Here is a 20657-nt window from a genome sequence, read left to right as displayed (position 1 = left end):
CATCACTACAATTACCACCGAAATAATGGCTATCAGCAATTCCTTGAGAAAGTCCCGAATACTCACGGCAACGACTTCCGTCTGGTCTGTCACACGCCTCATCTTGACTTCTTCGGGTAATTCATTTTCAAAATCGCGCAGCACCGATTCAATTTCCTTACCCATTTTCACGATGTTGTAACCGGAACGCATCTCAATACTCAACATAACGCACTTGTGACCGTTCTGCTGTATGTACGAATCCGGCTTCGGGTATTCACGCACTACATCGGCTACATCCTCAAGCCGTACAACGCCACCATCGGGCGAACTAAATACAATCGTTTCCTGAATGTCACGAACATTTTCTATCCCACTTTTCACATAAATCGGACGATTATACACGCCATCCTTGAGGGAGCCCGAAACATTGATTAGTCCCTGTCCTGCAAGCATCATCATCGTCGATTTATAGCCCAGGCCGTACTGCGAAAGTTTCTCGTTATCTAGGTAAATGGAGATTTGTTCTTTTTGTTCACCAAAACGACTGATTCGACCGACGCTTTCAAGTGTACGCAACCTGTCTGTCAAACGATCAAGATATTCCGACATTTCACGGTAGGTCTTATTCTCGCTTTCTAGCGTCAAAAGAATTGCAGACGCATCGCCAAAATCGTCCATAACCAAAACCGCAACAACTCCAGCAGGCAAGCTATTCTTAAAAACCTGCACACCGAGCTTGAACTTGCTCCAGAAGGCATCTTTGTCACTGACATCGTCATCAAGGGTCACCTGCACAATCGCAAGCCCGTCGCGAGTCGTAGATGTCGTCTTTTTCTTGTCAACTTCGGCGTAAGTAAAAATAAAGTCTTCGAGCGGCTTGGTGGCGCGATTCTCGACCTCATCCACATTCGCTCCCGGGTACGCCGCAAGCACGATGCCCTGACGCACCGTGAAACTCGGAAATTCGTTTTTTCGGACTTGTTCTAGACCATACGCGCCGAATGCAACGAGAATGGCGCAAATCAGGAATACGATTGCGCGATAACGCATTGCGGTTTCAAAAAAGGAACGCTTTTTCATTTTGAGACAATCTCCACGCGAGTACTCCGTCCCACCTTTTGTATCCCGCTTACGATAACGGTATCGCCGGGCTCTATTCCCTGCACCAGGACATCATTTCCGGAAACATCGACGCTCAGTTGAACTTTGACATCGCGGCGATCCGCATGCCCGCCGGAAACAACCCACACAAATTTCCGGTTCCTTTCGTCAAGCATCACTGCCGCTGTCGGAAGAACAACACCCGACAAGGAATCACGCCTTTCAAGACTAATCTCGGCCAGCATTCCCGGTAAAAGTTCTCCGCTCTTGTTTATGATTTCCGCCTCAATTTCGTAATTGCGCGAAAGCGGATTGGCTGAAATACCCTTGTTCGATATTTTCCCGTCAAAAACCTTGTTCCCTAACGCACCCACTTGGATTCGAACCTTGTCTCCTACGCGGATGGAGCCGATTTCTTTCTCGGGAACGAACGCGCGTGCCTTAACTTTTGCTATATCGACAATCTTGAATACAGGGACGCCAGGGAGCACGTTCTGCCCGACTTCTAGCGACTTGCCCGAGACTACTCCCATCGCAGGAGCATGGAGCTTGCAATCGTCAAGCGCCTTCTGCGCAAGTTTTTCCGATGCGATTGCCTGCTTATACTTGCTTTCCACTTCCATCCACTGGATTTCGGAAATGCTCTTGTTCTGGTAAAGTTTTTCCATGCGACGGTGCGCATCTTCGGCCTGGTTCTTCAAAGCCGATGCGATTTCTAGCGCATTCTTCGCAGAAGTTTCGTCGAGCGTCGCCACCCAATCGCCCTTATCCACCTTCTTGCCTTCGGTAACATTTACCGACTTGACCGTCCCCGGCGAAGAAAAACTCACGACCGTCGCCGCAATCTCTGCGATAGAACCCGCATAGCGATGCGAGAGTCCCGCATTCGTAACTTGAGCAACAATAGTTTCTACTTTGACTTTTTTCGCCCCCTTGTCCGCATCATTCTTGTTGTGCGTGGCAATCGCTTCGTTTTCACAAGCGCAGAAAATCAATGACAAAATCGGCAATATAAATAGTTTCGTATTCATACTCCAAAATTATCTATCATGCAAAGGATTTTTAAGGTCGAAATTTCGTCACTATCGGATATATTTACCAAAAATTTCGTTATTTTTGCCAAATTTACCACAAAAAAAGAAATTTCTACCATTTAAAAATTTCATTATTATTTATTTTATAGACATGAACAGGCATCTCAAAAAAGCAAGCGACATCAAAACAGCAGATCTTTCTCTACTGGAAATTTTGAAACAGGTAAACCTGGTTCCAGGAAAGATTGGCGTATTCGATAACATCGACGAATTGGATCTGTCGGGCTATTTTGACCTGCAGGGAATCATTCTGATACTGATAGAAAAAGGCTCCTGCCTGCTCGAAGTCAACATGACCACATACGAATTGGAAAAGGGGGGCGTTTTCGTCGCTTTTCCTGGTCAAATCATCCATATGCTTCAAATAAGCAAAGACTTCAAGCCACTATGCATCGCCTGTTCCATCGACATGATGAACGACTTGGCATCGCAAGTCAAGGACAGCCTGCAACTTATTCAAATGATAAAGCAATCACCCTACCAGCAAAAAGAAAAAGAAGAATTCGAACAGCTAAAGAAGTCTTTCAAGCACCTACAAGAAAAAATCGAAATAACCAAAAAAAATCAGCACCGCTACCAAATCATCAAGAACCTTGTATTGTCCATCGCCTTTGAGTGCTTTGATTTCTTAATCGGGAAGTGCCTCGTGCATCAGGGAGGCAATCGCAAGAAATCCCTATTCAACGCCTTTTTGCGAAATGTCGAAGAGCGTCACCGTAAGGAACACAGCGTCAAGTATTATGCCGACGAGCTTTTTGTAACCCCGAAATACCTTTCGACGGTGATAGACGAGATGAGCGGCAAGGGCGCAAAACAATGGATAGACGAATACATCGCCCTCGATGCCAAGGTCCTTTTGCAATCCACTCAGATGGATGTCCAGGAAATTTCGGATGAACTCAATTTCCCCGACGTGAGCTTTTTCGGCAAGTTCTTCAAGCGTATGACGGGCATGTCACCCAAGGCTTTTAGGCTTGGGAAACTAGAGTCACCTTGAAAAATTCCACGTTCATTTCGCGGTCGGCGAGGGGCACAATCTTGCGGTCCTTGGGAATTTCGTAATCGAACTTGTGGTCCGAAACGAAGGTCAACAGCGAAGACTGTTCGATGAGCTTTGAAATGCCCTTCACGCTGTCGTGCTTGATGAAGATGACGTCGGGAATCTTCTTGCGCTTGACCTGCTCCCAGAACCCTACGTTGCTGCGCTGGATGATGGTCTCGCCCCTAAGTTCCCGGAGCCGGATGGACTTGCGCTTGGCAAGCGGGTGCTTTTTCGGGAGTGCAATCGAAAGACGCTCCTGCATGTACTTTTCGGCAAGGTATTTCTTTGCGCGCGGGGCCTTGAGCGTGATGCCGATATCCGCCGTGCCCTCGTTCAGCGCCTTCAGCACGCCCGCCTCATTGTCGATAATTTCGTAAGTGACCTGCGCGCCGGGGTATTTCTCCTGCAGTTCCTGCACCATCCGCATGGCGGGGAGGATGGCCACCGACGCGATAGAGAACGTGCGCGTGCCTGCCCCCTGCGGACTCACCTTTTCCATCATCTCGCCTTGCAAATCCATGATGCGCTTCGCGTATTCGGCGACCATGCGTCCCTTCTCGTTCAGCTCGATGCGGTTCTTTTTGCGCTCGAAGAGCGGAGCACCGATTTCGTCTTCCAGCTTCTTGAACGCGCGGCTCACCGCCGGCTGTGAAGTGTAGAGCTTGTCCGCAACGGCAGAAAGCGTCCCGTATTCCAGGAACCCGGCCAGCAATCGCAAGATGTAAGTCTCGACAAACATAAAAAGCCCCTTTTGGGGAGAATATAATAAATCCGCTATGCACTACACGCATAGTGGGCATAAAAATTACGCATTACGCGGCCGTCCTGAATTTATTTATATTATAGTCAACCGGTTCAAGAAAAAAAAAGGCGGATCCCATGAAAAAAATCACCTTGATTCTTTTATCACTTCTTCTAGGAGTCTCTATGGCAGCAGAAAAGAAAATCCTCGTCGTTTACTATTCCCGCGCAGACGAAAACTATTCCGTCGGGAACATTTCCAAGGGCAATACCGAAATCATTGCCGAGATGATCGCGAAAAAGACAGGCGGCACGCTCTTGCATGTGGAGCCCGCAAAGGAATACCCCAAGGGCTACGACGACTGCATCAACGTGGCCAAGAAGGAACTTGCGCAGGACGCGCGCCCGGCCATCAAGCCGGTGAACGTGAACCCCGAAGAATTCGACGAAATTTACGTCGGCTATCCGGTGTGGTGGGGCGAAATGCCCATGCCCATGTTCACCTTCTTCGAAAAGTATAACCTGAAGGGCAAGACAATTCACCCCTTCGTGACCCACGAAGGTAGCGGCCTTTCGGGTGTAGCCCGCCTCAAGAAGGTGACTGGCGCGAATGTGCCCCCCGGCCTTGCCATCTACGGACACGTGGCCCAGAACGAACGCGACAAGGCCCAGAAAGAAGTCGATAAGTGGGTGAAGTAGGCGGCTTGCGCCTCACTTAGGATTGCTAGTCCTCTTCTTCAATTCAGTCCAAGAGCTAGCTTTCTCTAAAATCGGCCTTGGAGAGAATGTCTCTGGCCTGTCCAATTTGCTTGAATAAAAAAAAGAGATGAATCCTGTTCACCTCTTTTTCGTTTTACTTCATAGTTGCGTTTTTTACTTCACGTCTTTCCACTTACGGATAAGTCCGGTATACACATCCCGCAACCTGGACAGGGCAATATTGGAAACTTGGTTCTGCTTGTTGACAATCACGGCAATACCGTCTTGGGCGATGGTCTGGGAAGTTAAGACTTCCAGTTCGTTGGGTTTCAGGTTGCGGCTAGCCATGCCGATATCGCAGGTGCCTTCCTTGGCGGCCAGCATTCCCGAAGAAGAATCGTTGGTCTGAATTTCGATTTCCACTTCCGGGTTCAGGGCCATGTAGGCTTCCTTGAGTTTTTCCATGACCGGAGACACGCTGGAAGAGCCGGCAATGACGATCTTGCCCTTCAGCTTTTGGGCTTGGAATTTTTTACCATCGGAAACTCTGATGTAGCCGTTTCCTTCGATAACGGCTTGGCCGTCGGCGCTAAGGATAAAGTTCACGAAGTCCTTTACGGCGTCGTTCATCTTGCCCTTGGTGGCAATGTTGAAGGGGCGGGCGATGGGGTACTTGGCGGACTTAATGTTTTCTTTGGTGGGAGCGAAACCGTCAATGCTCAGGGCCTTCACGGAACCGTTCAGGGAGCCAAGGGAAATGTAGCCGATGGCGTATTCGTTACCGGCTACGGCACTCATGACGCCCTGAGTGCCGTCGATGGTAATCGCGTCCTTGGTAGTATTGTCCTTTTTCTTTCCATCTTGCTTGACAAGGGTTCCCACCAGTTCGTTAAAGGCGTCCCGAGTGCCGGAACCAGCTTCTCGGGCGATGACGGAAATTTCAGGCTGCTTGGTGGTGGCGACTTCGACGTTCTTTTCGTTCTCTCCGTTGCAGGCTGCCGTAATACCCATTACAGCTAAACTAATTACACAAGCGGTTAAAGCCAGTTTTTTCATTCTTGATACTCCTTGGTTGGTTTTGAATGATGACCACAAGTTAGACATGCTATGTAAAGACCCAATAGCATGTAGGGTAAAATCTTTGTAAAGCCTTTACTCCTCTTTTATTCTTTTCAAGAACTTCTCAAATATTTTACTTCGCCCCCTCTTCAGTTTTTACAATGACAATCTAAGTTGATGCCGTCATTCAAACAGGGCTTGGCCCAAAGGAGTTCAAAATGACGATTAAGAAATCTTGCATCATCGCAGCTGTTGTTACCACTATCGGCATGGCTAGCGCCGCCGAAGAATCCAAGGCCAGCGGCTTTGACTTGACCGGAAATATTCAAACTCAGGCCTACAAGGCATTTTACGACAATGAAAAGGAAAACACTCTGGATAACTTCTGGTTTCGAGCCAATATCGGCGGAACGTACAGCTCCGAAAATTTCGACGCCAAGGTGACTATCCGCATGTACGCCCCCCACTTTAATGGAGGTGCAGACAAGTTTCAGGCCGATACCTATTACGGAAATTACAAGTGGGCAACTTCCGGACTGAACTTGAAACTGGGTCACTGGAAGACGGATACGGAAGGTGCCGGTAATTTCGGTGGCTACCTGGACCAGAATCTTTCTAAGCGGGGCTTTCTAGTTCGAGATTACGCCCACGACGCCTTTGAGCTGGGCTGGAAAATGGCCGGCAACCAGCTGAACGTGATGGTGGGTACCGATGACGGTAATTTCAACAAGGGTTACCTCCGCGTGAACGACGACTTGAAATTGGGAGAAGCCCTGAAACTCGGTCTGGGTTATCGCGCCAACGTTCTTGACCCGATGCAATATAGCGCAGTCCTGACCCATGTGGTGGATTTTCGGGCCCGTTACCAGGGATCCAAGCAACTGGCGGTATACGCCGAAGCGGCAGCTATCATGACCGGCGAAGACGACGAGGTGAATGCAGCTTCCATTGAAGCGGGCACTGCCGTAAAGCCCCTCTACGGCCAGGATACCCAGTACTTCCCGGTGTACGGCGGCGTGGAATTTCCTACCGGTGGTATTTTTGACAAGGCCTTTGCCGAAGTGGAATACGTCGCTAACCGTGACGAACTGAACGCTGATGCCGATGAATTGGGTTGGGCTGTAGGTCTCGTGAAAAAGATCGGTTCCCACGGAAAAATCCAGGCGACGGTCTATAGCGAAAACAAAATGTCCGATGTAGGCTTTAGCGCCCGCCTCACGACTACCATCAAGTAATCCTATGAAACTCAGTTTATCCAGTCCATTCAAGGAACGGGCCGCGTCCACCATCTTCCTGGTCTCTGCGCTAGCAAGCATCCTGTTTGTTGCCCTAATCTGCGTGTTCCTTTTTGCAAACGGTGTCCCCGCCATTCTAAAGATAGGCTTTACGGACTTTTTGTTCGGAACGGAATGGGCCCCCACGGACGAGCCTGCGATCTACGGGATTTTCCCCATGATCCTGGGCAGCCTCTACGTGACCCTGGGTGCCCTTGCCATCGGCGTCTCGGTGGGGCTCCTGTCGGCCATATTCCTGGCTCGGTTCTGCTCCGAAAGGCTCCACAGGGTGTTGAAACCCGCCGTGGAACTCCTGGCCGGCATTCCCTCGGTGATCTACGGCTTCTTTGGCTTGGTGATCATCGTCCCCTTTGTGCGGCAGCACCTTGGCGGGAGCGGTTTCAGCATCTTTACGGCGTCGATTCTGCTGGGAATCATGATTTTGCCTACCGTCATTTCCGTTTCCGAGGCCGCCCTGCGGGCTGTACCCAACAGCTACTACGAAGGCTCCCTGGCTCTCGGGGCCACCCACGAAAGGAGTGTATTCTTCACGGTTCTTCCGGCGGCCACTTCGGGAATCGTGGCGGGTATCATCTTGGGTTTTGGCCGGGCTATTGGCGAAACCATGGCAGTGATTCTTGTGGCTGGAAACCAGGCCCGAATGCCCGACGGTATTTTCGAGGGAGTCAGGACCTTGACCGCCAACATTGTGTTGGAAATGGGCTATGCCACGGACCTGCACCGCGAAGCCCTCATTGCCACCGGTGTGGTGCTATTCTCCTTTATCCTTACTATCAACCTGCTGTTTTCCATTCTCAAGAAGAGGGTTGTCAAATGATCGGATACTATAAGCATGCGCCCTTTTCGCTGTTTCTGAGAATCCTCGTGTCCTTGGCCATCGCCATTACGGTATGCACCCTGGGGTTCCTGATCCTCTATATATTGGTGAAGGGTATCCCATTCCTGAAACCCTCCCTGTTTTCTCTCACTTACACCTCGGAGAATGTCTCTTTCCTGCCCTCCATCCTGAATACGGTTATCATCGTGTTTGGTTCTCTCCTGGTGGCAGGCCCTTTAGGAATCTGTGCTGCCATCTATACGGTGGAATACGCCCGCCGCGGAAACAAGATCGTGGGACTGGTGCGGATCACTACCGAAACCCTTTCCGGAATTCCCTCCATTATCTACGGTCTTTTCGGAATGCTGTTCTTCGTGACCTTCCTGCACCTGGGATATTCCTTGGTTTCCGGTATCTTGACCATTTCCATCATGATTTTGCCCCTGGTCATGCGCACCACTGAAGAGGCCCTGCGTTCTGTTCCAGATAGTTATCGCGAAGGTTCCTACGGCCTCGGGGCAGGTAAGCTCCGTACGGTTTTGTCGGTAATATTACCGTCAGCCGTTCCGGGAATCCTTGCAGGTGTAATCCTAGCGGTGGGCCGTGTGGTGGGAGAGACTGCCGCCCTTGTCTATACGGCAGGTACGGTGGCGGATTTTCCCAAGGGAATATTCTCTTCGGGCAGGACTCTGTCTGTTCACATGTACGAACTTTCTCGAGAAGGTTTCCATACCGGCGAGGCCTACGCCACTTCGGTTATCCTCATTCTGGTAATCCTTCTTATCAACTGGATTTCTAACAAATTTGCAAAGAAAATCGGAAAAACCTAATGACACCTAACGAAAAAATTTCTATTCGCGGCATGGACCTGTACTACGGTAATTTCCATGCGCTGAAAGACGTGAACCTTAACATTATGCCCAACGAAATCTTGGCCTTTATTGGGCCTTCCGGCTGCGGTAAAAGCACCTTACTCAAGTCCTTGAACCGCATGAACGACCTGGTGGAAGGCTGCAAGATTACGGGACATATCCTCCTGGATGGCCAGGATGTATACGGAAAAATGGACCCCAACATTCTCCGGAAAAGGGTGGGCATGGTGTTCCAGAAACCCAATCCCTTTCCCATGAGCATCTACGATAACATCGCCTACGGCCCTAGGACCCACGGCATCCGCAACAAGGCGGAACTGGACGAAATCGTGGAAAAGTCCCTGCGGAATTCCGGTGTGTGGGACGAGTTGAAGGATCGCTTGAAAAAGAACGCTCTCGGCCTTTCCGGCGGTCAGCAGCAAAGGCTCTGCATTGCCCGTGCCCTGGCGGTTTCGCCGGAAGTGCTCCTGATGGATGAACCCACCAGCGCCTTGGACCCCATTTCCACCTCCATTATCGAGGACCTGGTTCTGGAACTCAAGAAGGACTATACCATCGTCATGGTGACCCATAACATGCAGCAGGCCACCCGTGTTTCCGACAGGAGCGCCTTCTTCCTCTTGGGGGAAGTCATCGAAGTCAACAAGACAGAAACCCTGTTCTCGCTGCCCAAGGACAAGCGCACCGAGGACTACATTACCGGGAGATTTGGATAATGAGAAACCGTTTTGATTCGCAACTGGAAGCCCTGAACAGGGGTATTATAGAAATGGGCGCCCTGGTGGAAGATTCCCTGAAGGCCTCCATAGACGCCTTGCTGGCCTTTGACCGTGAAACCGCCAAGAAGATTGTGGTGGGCGACAAGGAAATCGACCAGAAGATGAAGGAAATTGAGACTCTTTGCCTGCGGCTTTTGCTGAGCCAGCAGCCTGTAGCCCGGGACTTGCGCCTGATTTCGGCCTCCCTAAAAATGGTGGGGGACCTGGAACGCATCGGCGACCAGGCTGCAGATATTGCTGAAATTGTGGCGGGGTGTACAGACATGGACGGGGCTCCCCTGAAACTGGCCGCTATTCCGCCCATGGGAATCGATGTGCTCAAGATGCTGGCGCAAAGTATCGACGCCTTTGTCCGCAAGGACTTGAAGTTGGCTCAGATTGTTATCGATAGTGACGACGACGTAGATTTTCTATTCCGCTCTGCCAAGCGGGAACTAGTGAAAACCATCGGAAATACGGAAAGCGATGCCGAGTGCATTATCAATTCCATCATGATCGCCAAATACCTAGAACGCATAGGCGACCACGCCTTGAATGTGGCTCGGTGGGCCATTTTTGCAGAAACCGGTACTCATCATGGAGCCAATCTCTTGAACGGGGTCGACGATTTCGATGAAAAGTAACTAGGAATATTATGAAACTGACTTTACCAGGGCCTGTTTATGGGTAGCCGTAGTTTCAATATCGGAACCCTGCGGCTGCTCTGCGGCCTGGTGGACATGGATTCCGTAGATGACATGTGCGACGAAATCCGCATGATGATGGTGAACAGGGGGCCCGTTTCTATTATCGGTTCTGGTGGCACCCGCGTTTTCGATAGGACCGCCTTTGACCCGACAGAGCCATAAGTGGGAGAAATAGGCTTGCTTCTAGCAGAAGGTCACGGTGATTTCCGTGCCTACGCCTATGGCGGATTGTAACGAAATCTCTGCATGGTGCACTTCGGCGATATGCTTAACAATGGCAAGGCCCAATCCCGTGCCGCCTGTGGCCTTGGAACGGCTCTTGTCTACCCGGTAAAAGCGTTCGAAGATGCGAGGCTGATTTTCTTCGGGAATGCCGATACCTGAATCCTTCACCGTCAGGGATTTTTCCTGCACCAGAACCTTCACGGTACCGCTCGGTTCCGTATAGCGGATGGCATTATCTACCAGGTTGTAAAGCATTTCAAAAAGGAGCTTGTAATTGCCCTGTACCTGAGCGGCAGCATCCCCTTCCAGGGACACTTGGATGTTTTTCTTGCTGGCGTTAAGGGACAACTCCTCGATGCAACCGGAAGCTAGGGGCCACAGGTCTACAGTCTCGTTCAAGTCTATCGCAGATTCTCCCGGGGCATCCAGCTTGGAAAGAGTCATGATGTCATTCGCAATGGAAAGCAGACGGTTCGCTTCCTTGTGGATTTTTCCGGCAAAGAGTTTCACATCTTCGGGTTTCGCCATGTCATTTTCGATGAGTTCCGCGTAGCCCGAAATGGAGGTAAGAGGTGTTTTCAACTCGTGAGAAGCATTAGCGGTAAACTCGTCACGCATCTGGGCGGTCTTCTTCTTTTCTTCGGAAAGTTGCTCTATGGTGAGTTGCAGTTCCCGGTTCTGCTTGCGGATGGTTTTGACAAGCGGTGCGATTTCCTTGTAAATTCCCTCGTCGTCCATGAGCTCGGGCTGCCCCAGGTTTTCAGCCAGTTTCTGCACCGGTCGCACAAAAGCGCGGCTCAAGCCAAAAGCAATCAGAACAGCCACAACAACAATGCCTGTCAACAGCGCTAATAGGTAAGGCATGGTCTTAGATACGGATTCGTGAAGACTCGCTTGACGACGACTTAAACGGAGAATTTTGCCGTCTGACAGTCGTTCTGCAACATAGAACACTTGGGCATTCAAAGTCACTGAATAGCGGAGGTTTTCGCCTATTCCTTTGGAATTTGCGTCCATGATTTCGGGACGACTCCTATGATTTTCCATTTTGCCAGCTTTCGCGTCACTTTCGTAGAGGACCTTTCCGTCCCGGTCCACCAGAGTTACGCGCAAACGTTTGCTGGCAATGGAATCCAGATTTTTTCGGAAGTTCTCAGAAGGAATCTGTCCATAGAAATTTTTGATAAGGGAGGCTGTTTCTCTCAAATCTCGCTTCTGCTGTTCGGACATTTCATTTTCAAAAACGCGAGCCGTAAAATACACTGCAAAGAGAGCGGCGAGAACTCCGACATAAATCAAGCTGAAACGGAGACTGTTTTTCATTGAACTTTGTACCCCACGTTTCGCACGGTCTGTACGATAGAGCCTTGTACCCCTAACTTCTGCCGAAGCGTTTTTATGTGCATATCTACGGTGCGTGTATCCATATCAAAATCCACCCCCCAAATCTTTTCTAGAATCTGTTGCCTAGAGAAAACAGTTCCCGGTCGGGACATCAGGAGTTTCAAAAGTTCATATTCCTTAAAAGTGAGTTCTACAGCGATTCCGCCAACAGTTACCGAACGACGCTGATCATCGAGTGTCACTCCTCCTAGAGCCAAGTTCAACGCTTCCGTACTTTCGGATGAGCTTCGTTCAGAACGGCGTAGCACGGCTCGTACACGTGAAATGAATTCTAGAACGCCAAATGGTTTTGCTATGTAGTCGTCCGCTCCCAAGTCAAGTCCCTTCACTTTGTCAAGTTCAGCTCCTTTCGCCGTAAGCATGATGACGGGGATGCCCTTTGTATTTTCTTGCACTCGCAAGCGTTTGAGAATGTTTAAACCATCTTCGCCAGGGAGCATAATATCCAAAATAAACAAGTCTGGCACCCTAGTCTTAACTTGTTCGTCCATAACTTTACCGCATTCGAAAGCCATCACGTCAAAACCGCTGCTTTTTAAAGCATAAGTTTCCATTTCCCGAACTTCGACATCGTCTTCCACAATATAAATCATAGGACCACACACAAATTATTGTTTTACAGTAAGAAATTTCCTGCTGGCTTTGGCTACAGAACTGACCGCATCCAACAATGCCCAGGACTCATAAAGAATAGTTAAATAAAGGATCTCCGCGCGGATGTTTTCGGAAACACCCTTCATCATTTCCGTTTTACGCTCGTCAAATATCCTCGTCCCTTCTTCCCGCAATTGTTCACGGACCTCGCTATAGTTCCTGAAATCCATGGTTTCTATCATCGAGGCGGTCTTTTCAATCCGTATCTTCACACGGGATACCGTACGCAAAAGCTCTTTTCTTTTTTCGTAGTCCAAGGGACTGAAAGCGTTATCCACGTGGTTCTTGCATGGCGAAGAAATCTGTTCCAGACTAAACAATGCATCTCCCATAAAATCATTTGCCTGGTACAAAAAGAAATTCTTTACCACCATATCCTCCTGGGCAAGTCTTTCCGTACATAAGGTTCCATGGCGACGGTTCCTCTGGATATGTTTTTTCAGAATTTTAATTTGTTTGTTCACGGAGCGTAGTTTTCCCAAGTTTTCTCGCAAAAGTCCCACAATTATCTTTTCGTAGCAGTCAGCGCACCAACGGAGTATTTCGCTCCACTCACCACGACTGTATTCCTGTATAAGGGGGTATACCTTTGTCTCGGGGGGAGCTGTCAAGATGTTATCAAACAATTCCTCCGCCTTACCCTTCTTGTTTTCTCGGTATTTCAGATTCGAACGAATCAATACGAAAATGACCACGGCAAAAAGACCGAATATGGCAGGGAAACCGCCAAAGTAAAGCACTGTCGCCACAGCAGAAGCACTGGCAAATGCGGCGAATGCCGTAAGGAACCATCCGCCAATTACCGAGAGTACCCCTGTAATGCGGTATACGGCCGTTTCGCGGTTCCATGCCTTGTCGGCAAGACTAGTGCCCATAGCCACCATAAATGTCACGTAGGTCGTAGAAAGGGGGAGTTTCAGGGACGTGCCCAATGCAATGAGGGAGCTTGCAAGCATTAGGTTTACGCAAGCCCGCAATAAATCAAAGGCGGCGCTATCCTCTTCCAGAATCATTTCCTTGGTATTAAAGCGGGTGTTAATTTTATCCGAAATTTTTCTTGGAATAAATTCTGTTACAAATTTTACGACACCATTAGAACTGCGAACTAAGGCGCGAGCGACCGGATTTGTACCAAAGATTTCTTCAGAAGAATTTTGGGCCGCGAGGGATACGGAAGTCTTCACCACATTCCGGGCCTTCTTGGAAAACACAAGGGAAAATACCATGGTAAGCCCAGCAACCATCAGCAAGTACCACTGTCCTGGTTCCGACTCCAGCAAGAAGGACATATTGAAATCCTGAGGGTTGCCCCCAGCAGCCATCAAGTGCTGCACCGAAGAAAGACTGGTGAGAGGCACACCCACAAAATTTACAAGGTCGTTTCCGGCAAAGGCTAGGGCCAGAGAAAAAGTCCCAAAAGCAATGATTACCTTGAGCACATTTACTTTTACTGCATGGAGCAGGTGACAAAGGATGAAAAACGCGACGAACATGCCTGCCACAAGAACGGTCTCATTTTCCGCGAGAAACGCCTTGTAGCCCGGCCCCACGAAACTCATATTTTTGAGACCCTTGATAAGGATAAAATAAAATATGGACGTCAGGGAAATGCTTCCAAAAACACCAATAAAGTATCGAATATACTTCTTGTAGCCAAAGGAGAAAACTAGGCGCGTCACATACTGCACCGCAAGGCCAACTACAAAAGCGATGGCCACCGAAAGGAAAATGCCCAAAATCACCGTCAGAGCCTTAGAGGTGTTGATGAGGTTTCCCAGTTCCAGGGTGTCGTCAGAAAGAATCTTGATACTGGCGATAGCCACAGAGGCGCCCAAAAGTTCAAAGACCATTGATACCGTAGTCGATGTCGGCATACCGTAGGAATTGAATATGTCAAGGAGGATCACATCGGTAAACATCACCGCCGCATATACGCACATAAGTTCTGCAAAGGAGTAATACTGGGGCATATAAATGCCATGCCGTGCGATATCCATCATGCCACTACTGAATGTGGCGCCACAAAAGACTCCTACTGCAGCAAAAAACATCAGTGTTTTGTATTTAAAGGCCTTGCTCCCGACAGCAGAACTCAAGAAATTCACGGCATCGTTACTGACACCCACGAACAAGTCCATCAAGGCGAGCAGAAGCAGCATTGCCACAAGGATGATATAAAACGTAGTCATAAAATCTCCTAGGCGACAAACTAAAAAGCCTTGCGACAATACGCAAGGCGATGGAATGAAGTTTTCCAAAGGTTTTATTAGGACTTTACAAAGGCTTTACGCCGCTTTACACAGATTTTACTTTTTGCGGTGTAGTAAGTTATAAAGGCTCAGAAAGAAGTCGACAAGTGGGTGAAGTAGGCTTGCGCCTTACTTAGGATTGCTGGTCCTTTTCTTTAATTCAATCAAGTCGAAATACATCAGGCGACTGTTTAAAGGCTTCTTTGTTGCGAGTCCTCGGAATTCGCGTTCCTGTTCTTCGGTGCTGAACAAGAATTTGAACTCGTTGTTCTGGTAAAACTTGAGATTCCGTTCCTTGTTGTAGGAATCTACCAGCAGAAAACGGCAACCGGTCTTGTTAAGCGGGTCAACGAACCAAGCCTTTATAAAACTGAGAACGTCGCTCCCCAGATGTTTGCTCTGAAAATCAAGGCTAATTCCGAGCCGACCGATCATGACTGCCGGATAACTGCTGTATATCTTTTCGCGGGGGATGTTTTTCTCGACTTTCTTCTTGCGTGACCCCGGAATTTTCTTGATGCTGTCATTGGAAAGTGTAAAAACCGCCACCAGTTGAGCCGGGTCATCGACAAGAGAAAAACAATAATTCTTGCAAAGCAACTCTTCGCTCTGCAAAAAAGCGTCTTTTGTGAAGAAATCGTCCAAGTCGCTGTCCCCGCACTTGAATGATTTGCATAGGGTGGCCTTGCCTTGAGTGTAGAACCCAAAGCGGCAATTCTGTTGGAGAAAATTCATTACTTAAATTCTCTAAAGTCGGCCTTGGAGAGAATGTCTCTGGCCTGTTCAATTTGCTTGGAGAAATCGATGGAACCACGACGCTTTTCACTTTCTTCCATCATGAGGTCAAACCTGTCCGACGCTTCGCCGGTCAGTATCGGTACTGATGCGATTGCTAGTGCCATGATGACCTCCATTGTTGAATTGAACTATAGTCAATATACATTTTTCCTCGTGCTGGTGCAAGTGGTGAAACTAGGGCCAAAAGGTTTATTTGAAGAAAAAGAAGCCTTTTGACCATGCTAGAGCAAAAATAAATTTTTGAAGTGTCATAAAATGACAAAATGGAAGAATTTTGCATGCCACCTTGTTATTTTTTAGGGGTAAATCATTACGACGGTTTTTTATGAAGAATTCATTTGCCAAAAGTTTTGTGGTCTGTGCCCTTGCTGGGGTGCTCGGTGTTGCATTTATTGCTTGCGGGGACGACTCCAGCACCTCTCCCGGCAATTTGTCTTAAGAAGCGGGTGCGCTCAAGTCCAAAAGTGGTTGGTTGCCAGATGACGCTCCTTTTGTAAATTTTTGGTGCGCTTGACTCGAGTTTAAATTACATTTGAATTGGAAATATAGAGAGTTTTTGCTCTTGTTCTCTAGATGAAATCGGGAAAATTATTTAACTTAACCGGTAATGAATATGGTCGTTCATGAACCCACTATTAAAAAAAACTACAAATCCAATTCATTTGAGATGACTATTGATTCTTTATTTCGATTTTCTATTTGGATGTTTGCGACAATTTTGCTTGTAAGTTGTGCAACAAGTGAAAAAAAATCGGTAGATACTATTCACGCTTGTGAGCCTTGCTATATAAAAGGCAAAAGGCGTCATATAGCGGTTCCATGTATGTTAGATTCTCTTGTTTATAAAGAGATATTAGAGACTTTTGATGAAAAAGGACCTCTTGGCGCTCCTGTTGATAACGGAGATTATGTTTATAACAATGTATGGTGGATTACGAAAGTATCTTTCGGAGAAATAAAGGAAAAAGATGTAATAGATTCAGGTTATTGCAAATCTAATAACAGCTATGCAGATAGTTTGAGTTTTATAATAGAGGTTGAAAATATGCCGGGAGAATCCTTGATGGGAGAAATTTTGGCTTATCACTACAATTATAGAACTAAAGAGAAAACAGGTATAGTTTATGGTATAAAATAAGAAAATCCATAAACTGAATATTGAAAACACCCCCCCCCCCGACACTTCAATGCCGGGGGGGGTGGGCACGCCCTTGACCTTGCAGGCAAAGCAGCTCATGCAGCCTTTGTAAACCAGGTCGCGGTCGTATAGGTTTACCATTTCCACCTCGGCACCGGCGTCTTTCGCACCTTCCATGGCGCGGTTCAGGAGTTTGGCCGTATTGCCGTTCCTTCGGGGGCTTCCGTTGATAAACATTGCCTTGGTCATATTACAGAGTCCTCTTTTTGTTGCGGATTATGGTCAGCTTGTCCATGTCGAAATGGTCGATGCCGTATTGCAGGGAATCTAGAATTTCTTTTTTGCGGGCAAGGAAGGGTCCGCTCAAATTCATGGACGACGTGTGGTGCGTATTGAGTTCGCAGTCGCAGGTCAGGCGCTCCAGGAAAAGTTTCAGTTCCTGCATCAGCTCGCGTTCCGTAAGCGGCGTGAATTCCCCGCGGCGGGCTTCTTCCAGGAGCGGCGTCCCGGGGAACAGCGTGAGTCCGCCGGTGCCTACCAGCATGGGCTTCAGCTGGTTGAATATTTCTGCCGTGTGTATGGCGTGATCTTCGCTGTGCTCGCGGCCTGCCACGCCGTTCAGGAAGGTGACCCAGTAGTGGATTCCGGCCTCTTCCAGCTTGTGGCATTGCTCCAGAATATCTTCGGGGGCATAGCCCTTGTTGATGCGTTTCAGCGTCCAGGCGTCGCCGCTTTCTACGCCAAGGGAAATCTCGTTCACGCCGATATCGCGCAGGTTGCGCAACTGCTCCACGGTCTTGTTTTTCAGGTCAGAGACCCGCGTAGCCGTGTACATGTGCTCCAGTTCGGGCAGATACTTTTTGATGAGTTCCAGCCGGGGCATGAGCCTGTCGTAGGTGGGGGCCAGCGGGTTTGCGCTCAGCAGTTGGATGGTCTTTGCGTGAGGGGCGTCGGCACGGAGTTCACGCAGGTCTTCTTCCAGCAGGTCCATGGGCTGCATGCGGAAGGACACGTCCTTGTACATGGTGCAGAACTTGCAACTATTGTGGGTGCAGCCCTGCGTAATCTGGATGAGGGGCCACGTGGGCCAGTAGGGGTTCCTGTAAACGGGTTCGGTAAAATGCATATCTTTTTCCTTTTTCTTGTCGGTTATAAGATATGCTCTATTCTGAAATTCCGTATCGTTACTTACCGTTTGGTAAGTGGCCGCCCAGTATGATTCTCCGGTGTTCCGCGCCCCATTCTGACATGCGGTAAACGATGATGTAGAGCTTTTTGCCGTGCTCGGTCACGCGGTATTCGACGCGGGGCGGGTAGCCGTAACATTCGAACTTTTCGAGCAGCTTGTCTTCTTGCATTTGCCGCAGCCGCATGGTCAGGACCTTTTCGCTGAGCCCGTGGATGGAGGCGAGGATGTCCTTGAAACGGGTGTTCCCGCAGAGGATTGCCGTGAGAATCTCGACGGTCCACTTGCTGCGCAGGACGTCCATGGTGTCGCCGATGGACATCACCTCGCGGCAGAGCGTCTTGGAATCCTTGACCGTGATTTCGCCTATGATTTTTTCGATGTTGTCTGAACTTTCGGGCATTTAACGCAGATGTTTTTTCAATGCCTTGTCAAAAGTCGCAATTTCGGCGTTCCTGACATGGTTATACGCGATGAGTTCGCAGTCTACAAAATCCAAGGATGTTTCGGCAAACATCGACAAGGCATAACGCATTACATCAGGGTTGTATGTGTCCGCATATTCCAGAAGTGAATTCACCTGATTGGCGATTTCTGTCCGAGAGACCTTGTAGACTTTCATCAAGACATAGATGATTTCGGCAATGACTTCGGGCAGGGCGAACGCTTGATGCTTTGCCAGCAATTCTTCGGCATAATCTGCCATTTCACGGTCATCGTCGAGTATGAAGCGGAGAAAAACGTTCGCGTCAACGTATTGCATGCTTTTCCTCTGCCGCGGAAGCCCATGCCGCAGACTCCTGGGAACGCAACTCAGCATTTGCATATTTCGACAGACCGCCACGCAAGGACTTGACCCCTGCGCCGCTGTCCAGGAATTCATCCAGGACAGTAATCAGCAACCGCTGGTTACGCTTCATCGGGGCTTTTTCCAGCGTCTGAACGGAATTTCCATCAAAATAGGCGGCAATCGTAGTCATGGCGAACCTCCTCCATACAATATATACAAATTTGGCCCTAAAGGCAAGCCCCGCGCTCTTTCACTAGGCAGATTCCGAAATCAATCGCTTTGGATGTCTTGTATAATTTACCAAATCTACCATAAAAGGCTTACATTTGGGGCGCGGGCGGGGGAAGCCTCCCCCTGATTGCAGCCTTGGCCTGTTGTCACCCTTCCAGGCCAAGTCTTCCATCACCCCCTCACCTAAGGGGCTCTGCCCCTTAAAAACCCCGCAACCCTTCTCGTCATCCTCGCGACCTGTGGTGAGCGAAGTCGAATCAAGGCGAGGATCCGCTATCATCTTGTCGGGCACTTTGTTACCTAAATTTTACAATGGGGGGGGGTATGGACTTTGGCTGGGGCATTACCTATATTTAACAAGATAAACTATAGACGGGGATGTTTTTATGAAAAATTTCATTGCTCCAAGGTCCCTGAGCTTGCCGAAGGGCCGGCTCATAACCATCTGCCTACTCGCGGCATTCTTCGCCCTTTCCGCCTGCGACGATTCTTCGTCGGCTAGTTCCGATGAAACAGGTGTTTCCAGTTCGTCTGTAGAGTCGCCCGATTCGAGTGTCACCCTGAGCGGAGCGTCAGCGGAGTCGAATGGGTCTACTAACGAAACCAAAGACAAGTCATCTAGTAGTGACACTAAGTCGAGTAGTTCCACAAAAGAAACAAAAGTTTCTTCTGATTCCAAGAGTTCCAGTTCCGTAAAGTCGGGAGATTCTTCTAGCAGCAAGAAGGATGTATCTAGTTCGTCGGAGAACTCGTCTTCAAGCGAAAAGCAAAGCAGTAGTTCCTCCGAGAAACAGTCTAGTTCAAGTTCTGTCTTCCCTAAATCCAGTAGTTCCGTTTTTGAAGTTGACTCTTCCAGATTATGCACGCCTGGGTATGATTATTGTTATCGTCCTTTGGGAGCAGATAGTTTACAGGCGGGAGCGTATAAAAAATATAAGGATACTCGCAATGGACGAGAGTATTTCTATTTGACAATAAATGGTAAAGATACAAGTGGAAAAAAGGCTTCTGTAACGGTATTTGCGGAAAATCTCAATGTTGGTATAATGGTTGATGGTGCAACCGATCAAAAAAATAATGATGAAATAGAACGTTACTGTTATAACAATGATACGACGAACTGTGTGGAGTATGGTGGGCTTTACCAGTGGGCTGAAATGATGGGCTTCAATGATAGTTGTAATACCAAAAGTTGTGCTCATTTGATTCAAAAAAATCATCAGGGAATTTGCCCAAAGGACTGGCATCTTATGACATATAATGACTTTTATATTGTAGTTCACGCAGATGGAAATGATGCTGGTTGGAAAGGGGTAAATGCCACTGCGTTTGGAGGATTAAATTATACGGGATATAGTTTGGTTGGCGCGGGATATAACTGGAGACACACTTTTACAGGACTAAAAGAAGGAACATACTGGTTTTATCCTGAAGAATCTAAAACATATACTAAAGAAGCTGCATATTGTGGTTATGCGATAAAAGGTGATGGTGGAACGAGAATTGAACAATACAAAACGGAAGGATTTTCCGTCCGTTGCGCTCGAAATTAACTTTTTACTGAAATCACTTTACATTGGGTAAAAAATGGATAAACGAAATTGTAAAAAAGGCTCTAGCCGTAATAGTTTCAAAATCGAACAACTCGAACCTCGGTTCATGATGGATTTTGCGGTATAAATTCCACATTCCATATTTCACATTGCTTGGTTTGTGGGTGGTGAAAATTTTTACAGGAGATAATGGTATGAAGTGTGTCAAGGGTCTTGGTTTCTTGTGGGTGGCGGTGCTCGCGGCATTCTTCGCCCTTTCCGC

Annotated in this window: 24 protein-coding genes and 1 pseudogene; 10 read left to right on the top strand and 15 right to left on the bottom strand. The window is 48.4% G+C overall.

What is annotated here, in order from left to right; translation table 11 throughout:
* Both ACKI61_RS03340 and ACKI61_RS03335 read right to left on the bottom strand, forming a co-directional pair.
* Window positions 1–1062: efflux RND transporter permease subunit (locus tag ACKI61_RS03340; protein ID WP_407456379.1), on the bottom strand; the 1062-nt coding region annotated here is incomplete at its 3' end.
* A complete protein-coding gene (locus ACKI61_RS03335; protein ID WP_407456378.1) occupies window positions 1059–2114 on the bottom strand; it encodes an efflux RND transporter periplasmic adaptor subunit in 1056 nt (351 codons plus the stop codon). The genes ACKI61_RS03335 and ACKI61_RS03340, both read right to left, overlap by 4 nt.
* A gap of 154 nt (window positions 2115–2268) precedes the next feature.
* Between ACKI61_RS03335 and ACKI61_RS03330 the strand changes: the two genes are divergently transcribed.
* A complete protein-coding gene (locus tag ACKI61_RS03330; protein ID WP_407456377.1) occupies window positions 2269–3174 on the top strand; it encodes a helix-turn-helix domain-containing protein in 906 nt (301 codons plus the stop codon).
* Here the strand turns inward: ACKI61_RS03330 and ACKI61_RS03325 are convergent.
* Complete coding sequence (locus ACKI61_RS03325) at window positions 3146–3958, bottom strand: LysR family transcriptional regulator (RefSeq protein ID WP_407456376.1); 813 nt, start codon at window positions 3956–3958, stop codon at window positions 3146–3148. The two genes, ACKI61_RS03330 and ACKI61_RS03325, sit on opposite strands and share 29 nt — an antisense overlap.
* Before the next feature lie 188 nt (window positions 3959–4146).
* Between ACKI61_RS03325 and ACKI61_RS03320 the strand changes: the two genes are divergently transcribed.
* Window positions 4147–4659, top strand: coding sequence for a flavodoxin (locus ACKI61_RS03320; protein WP_407456375.1), 513 nt, complete (start codon window positions 4147–4149; stop codon window positions 4657–4659).
* Window positions 4660–4833: 174 nt separating this feature from the next.
* On the opposite strand, the gene ACKI61_RS03315 is transcribed toward ACKI61_RS03320, so the two are convergent.
* Window positions 4834–5715, bottom strand: a complete 882-nt coding sequence (locus ACKI61_RS03315; protein WP_407456374.1) for a substrate-binding domain-containing protein — start codon at window positions 5713–5715, stop codon at window positions 4834–4836.
* A gap of 221 nt (window positions 5716–5936) precedes the next feature.
* Here ACKI61_RS03315 and ACKI61_RS03310 point away from each other — a divergent pair, with 221 nt between their 5' ends.
* The 6 genes from ACKI61_RS03310 to ACKI61_RS03285 are packed head-to-tail and all read left to right on the top strand — an operon-like array spanning window position 5937 to window position 10329.
* Window positions 5937–6953: a hypothetical protein gene (locus tag ACKI61_RS03310; protein WP_407456373.1), complete on the top strand. Its 1017-nt coding sequence runs from the start codon at window positions 5937–5939 to the stop codon at window positions 6951–6953.
* Window positions 6954–6957: 4 nt separating this feature from the next.
* Window positions 6958–7830 (top strand): phosphate ABC transporter permease subunit PstC, encoded by an 873-nt coding sequence (gene pstC, locus ACKI61_RS03305; protein WP_407456372.1) that lies wholly within the window; start codon window positions 6958–6960, stop codon window positions 7828–7830.
* Entirely contained in the window at window positions 7827–8660 is an 834-nt protein-coding gene (gene pstA / locus ACKI61_RS03300) for a phosphate ABC transporter permease PstA (RefSeq protein WP_014546376.1), read from the top strand. The genes pstC and pstA overlap by 4 nt, the downstream gene beginning before the upstream one ends.
* The gene (gene pstB, locus ACKI61_RS03295) at window positions 8660–9418 is read left to right on the top strand and encodes a phosphate ABC transporter ATP-binding protein PstB (RefSeq protein ID WP_407456371.1); all 759 of its coding nucleotides are present in this window, start codon (window positions 8660–8662) and stop codon (window positions 9416–9418) included. Before pstA ends, pstB begins: the two co-directional genes overlap by 1 nt.
* Window positions 9418–10104: a phosphate signaling complex protein PhoU gene (gene phoU, locus ACKI61_RS03290; RefSeq protein WP_407456370.1), complete on the top strand. Its 687-nt coding sequence runs from the start codon at window positions 9418–9420 to the stop codon at window positions 10102–10104. Before pstB ends, phoU begins: the two co-directional genes overlap by 1 nt.
* Before the next feature lie 39 nt (window positions 10105–10143).
* Window positions 10144–10329: a hypothetical protein gene (locus tag ACKI61_RS03285; RefSeq protein WP_407456369.1), complete on the top strand. Its 186-nt coding sequence runs from the start codon at window positions 10144–10146 to the stop codon at window positions 10327–10329.
* A 21-nt stretch (window positions 10330–10350) separates the two neighbouring features.
* Here ACKI61_RS03285 and ACKI61_RS03280 read toward each other — a convergent pair whose 3' ends face one another.
* The 5 genes from ACKI61_RS03280 to ACKI61_RS03260 all read right to left on the bottom strand — a co-directional run bounded on the left by ACKI61_RS03280 (window position 10351) and on the right by ACKI61_RS03260 (window position 15601).
* The gene (locus tag ACKI61_RS03280) at window positions 10351–11715 is read right to left on the bottom strand and encodes an ATP-binding protein (protein ID WP_407456368.1); all 1365 of its coding nucleotides are present in this window, start codon (window positions 11713–11715) and stop codon (window positions 10351–10353) included.
* Window positions 11712–12389, bottom strand: coding sequence for a response regulator transcription factor (locus ACKI61_RS03275; protein WP_407456367.1), 678 nt, complete (start codon window positions 12387–12389; stop codon window positions 11712–11714). Before ACKI61_RS03275 ends, ACKI61_RS03280 begins: the two co-directional genes overlap by 4 nt.
* A 15-nt stretch (window positions 12390–12404) precedes the next feature.
* A complete protein-coding gene (locus tag ACKI61_RS03270; RefSeq protein WP_407456366.1) occupies window positions 12405–14639 on the bottom strand; it encodes an inorganic phosphate transporter in 2235 nt (744 codons plus the stop codon).
* A gap of 189 nt (window positions 14640–14828) precedes the next feature.
* A complete protein-coding gene (locus ACKI61_RS03265) occupies window positions 14829–15434 on the bottom strand; it encodes an N-acetyltransferase (protein WP_407456365.1) in 606 nt (201 codons plus the stop codon).
* Complete coding sequence (locus tag ACKI61_RS03260; protein WP_173319863.1) at window positions 15434–15601, bottom strand: hypothetical protein; 168 nt, start codon at window positions 15599–15601, stop codon at window positions 15434–15436. Before ACKI61_RS03260 ends, ACKI61_RS03265 begins: the two co-directional genes overlap by 1 nt.
* Window positions 15602–16104: 503 nt before the next feature.
* On the opposite strand from ACKI61_RS03260, the gene ACKI61_RS03255 reads away from it, so the two are divergent.
* Window positions 16105–16635: a hypothetical protein gene (locus tag ACKI61_RS03255; protein WP_407456380.1), complete on the top strand. Its 531-nt coding sequence runs from the start codon at window positions 16105–16107 to the stop codon at window positions 16633–16635.
* 69 nt (window positions 16636–16704) lie between these two features.
* On the opposite strand, the pseudogene ACKI61_RS03250 reads toward ACKI61_RS03255, so the two are convergent.
* The 6 genes and pseudogenes from ACKI61_RS03250 to ACKI61_RS03225 all read right to left on the bottom strand — a co-directional run.
* Window positions 16705–16884, bottom strand: a pseudogene (locus tag ACKI61_RS03250) (flavodoxin family protein); the annotation flags it as partial.
* A gap of 1 nt (window position 16885) precedes the next feature.
* Entirely contained in the window at window positions 16886–17761 is an 876-nt protein-coding gene (locus tag ACKI61_RS03245) for a radical SAM protein (protein WP_407456364.1), read from the bottom strand.
* A gap of 58 nt (window positions 17762–17819) precedes the next feature.
* Window positions 17820–18224: a winged helix-turn-helix transcriptional regulator gene (locus tag ACKI61_RS03240; RefSeq protein ID WP_407456363.1), complete on the bottom strand. Its 405-nt coding sequence runs from the start codon at window positions 18222–18224 to the stop codon at window positions 17820–17822.
* Window positions 18225–18584 (bottom strand): PIN domain-containing protein, encoded by a 360-nt coding sequence (locus ACKI61_RS03235; protein ID WP_407456362.1) that lies wholly within the window; start codon window positions 18582–18584, stop codon window positions 18225–18227.
* Window positions 18571–18801, bottom strand: a complete 231-nt coding sequence (locus ACKI61_RS03230) for a hypothetical protein (protein WP_407456361.1) — start codon at window positions 18799–18801, stop codon at window positions 18571–18573. The genes ACKI61_RS03235 and ACKI61_RS03230 overlap by 14 nt, the downstream gene beginning before the upstream one ends.
* A gap of 384 nt (window positions 18802–19185) precedes the next feature.
* Window positions 19186–19707, bottom strand: coding sequence for a hypothetical protein (locus ACKI61_RS03225; RefSeq protein ID WP_407456360.1), 522 nt, complete (start codon window positions 19705–19707; stop codon window positions 19186–19188).
* A 28-nt stretch (window positions 19708–19735) separates the two neighbouring features.
* Between ACKI61_RS03225 and ACKI61_RS03220 the strand changes: the two genes are divergently transcribed.
* The gene (locus ACKI61_RS03220; RefSeq protein WP_407456359.1) at window positions 19736–20395 is read left to right on the top strand and encodes an FISUMP domain-containing protein; all 660 of its coding nucleotides are present in this window, start codon (window positions 19736–19738) and stop codon (window positions 20393–20395) included.
* Window positions 20396–20657: the final 262 nt, after the last annotated feature.

It is taken from the genome of Fibrobacter sp. (genome assembly GCF_045601785.1).
Taxonomy (GTDB): Bacteria; Fibrobacterota; Fibrobacteria; order Fibrobacterales; family Fibrobacteraceae; genus Fibrobacter.
The sequence above is the reverse complement of the archived record's forward strand: the minus strand, read 5'-3'. Positions and strand labels throughout refer to the sequence as shown.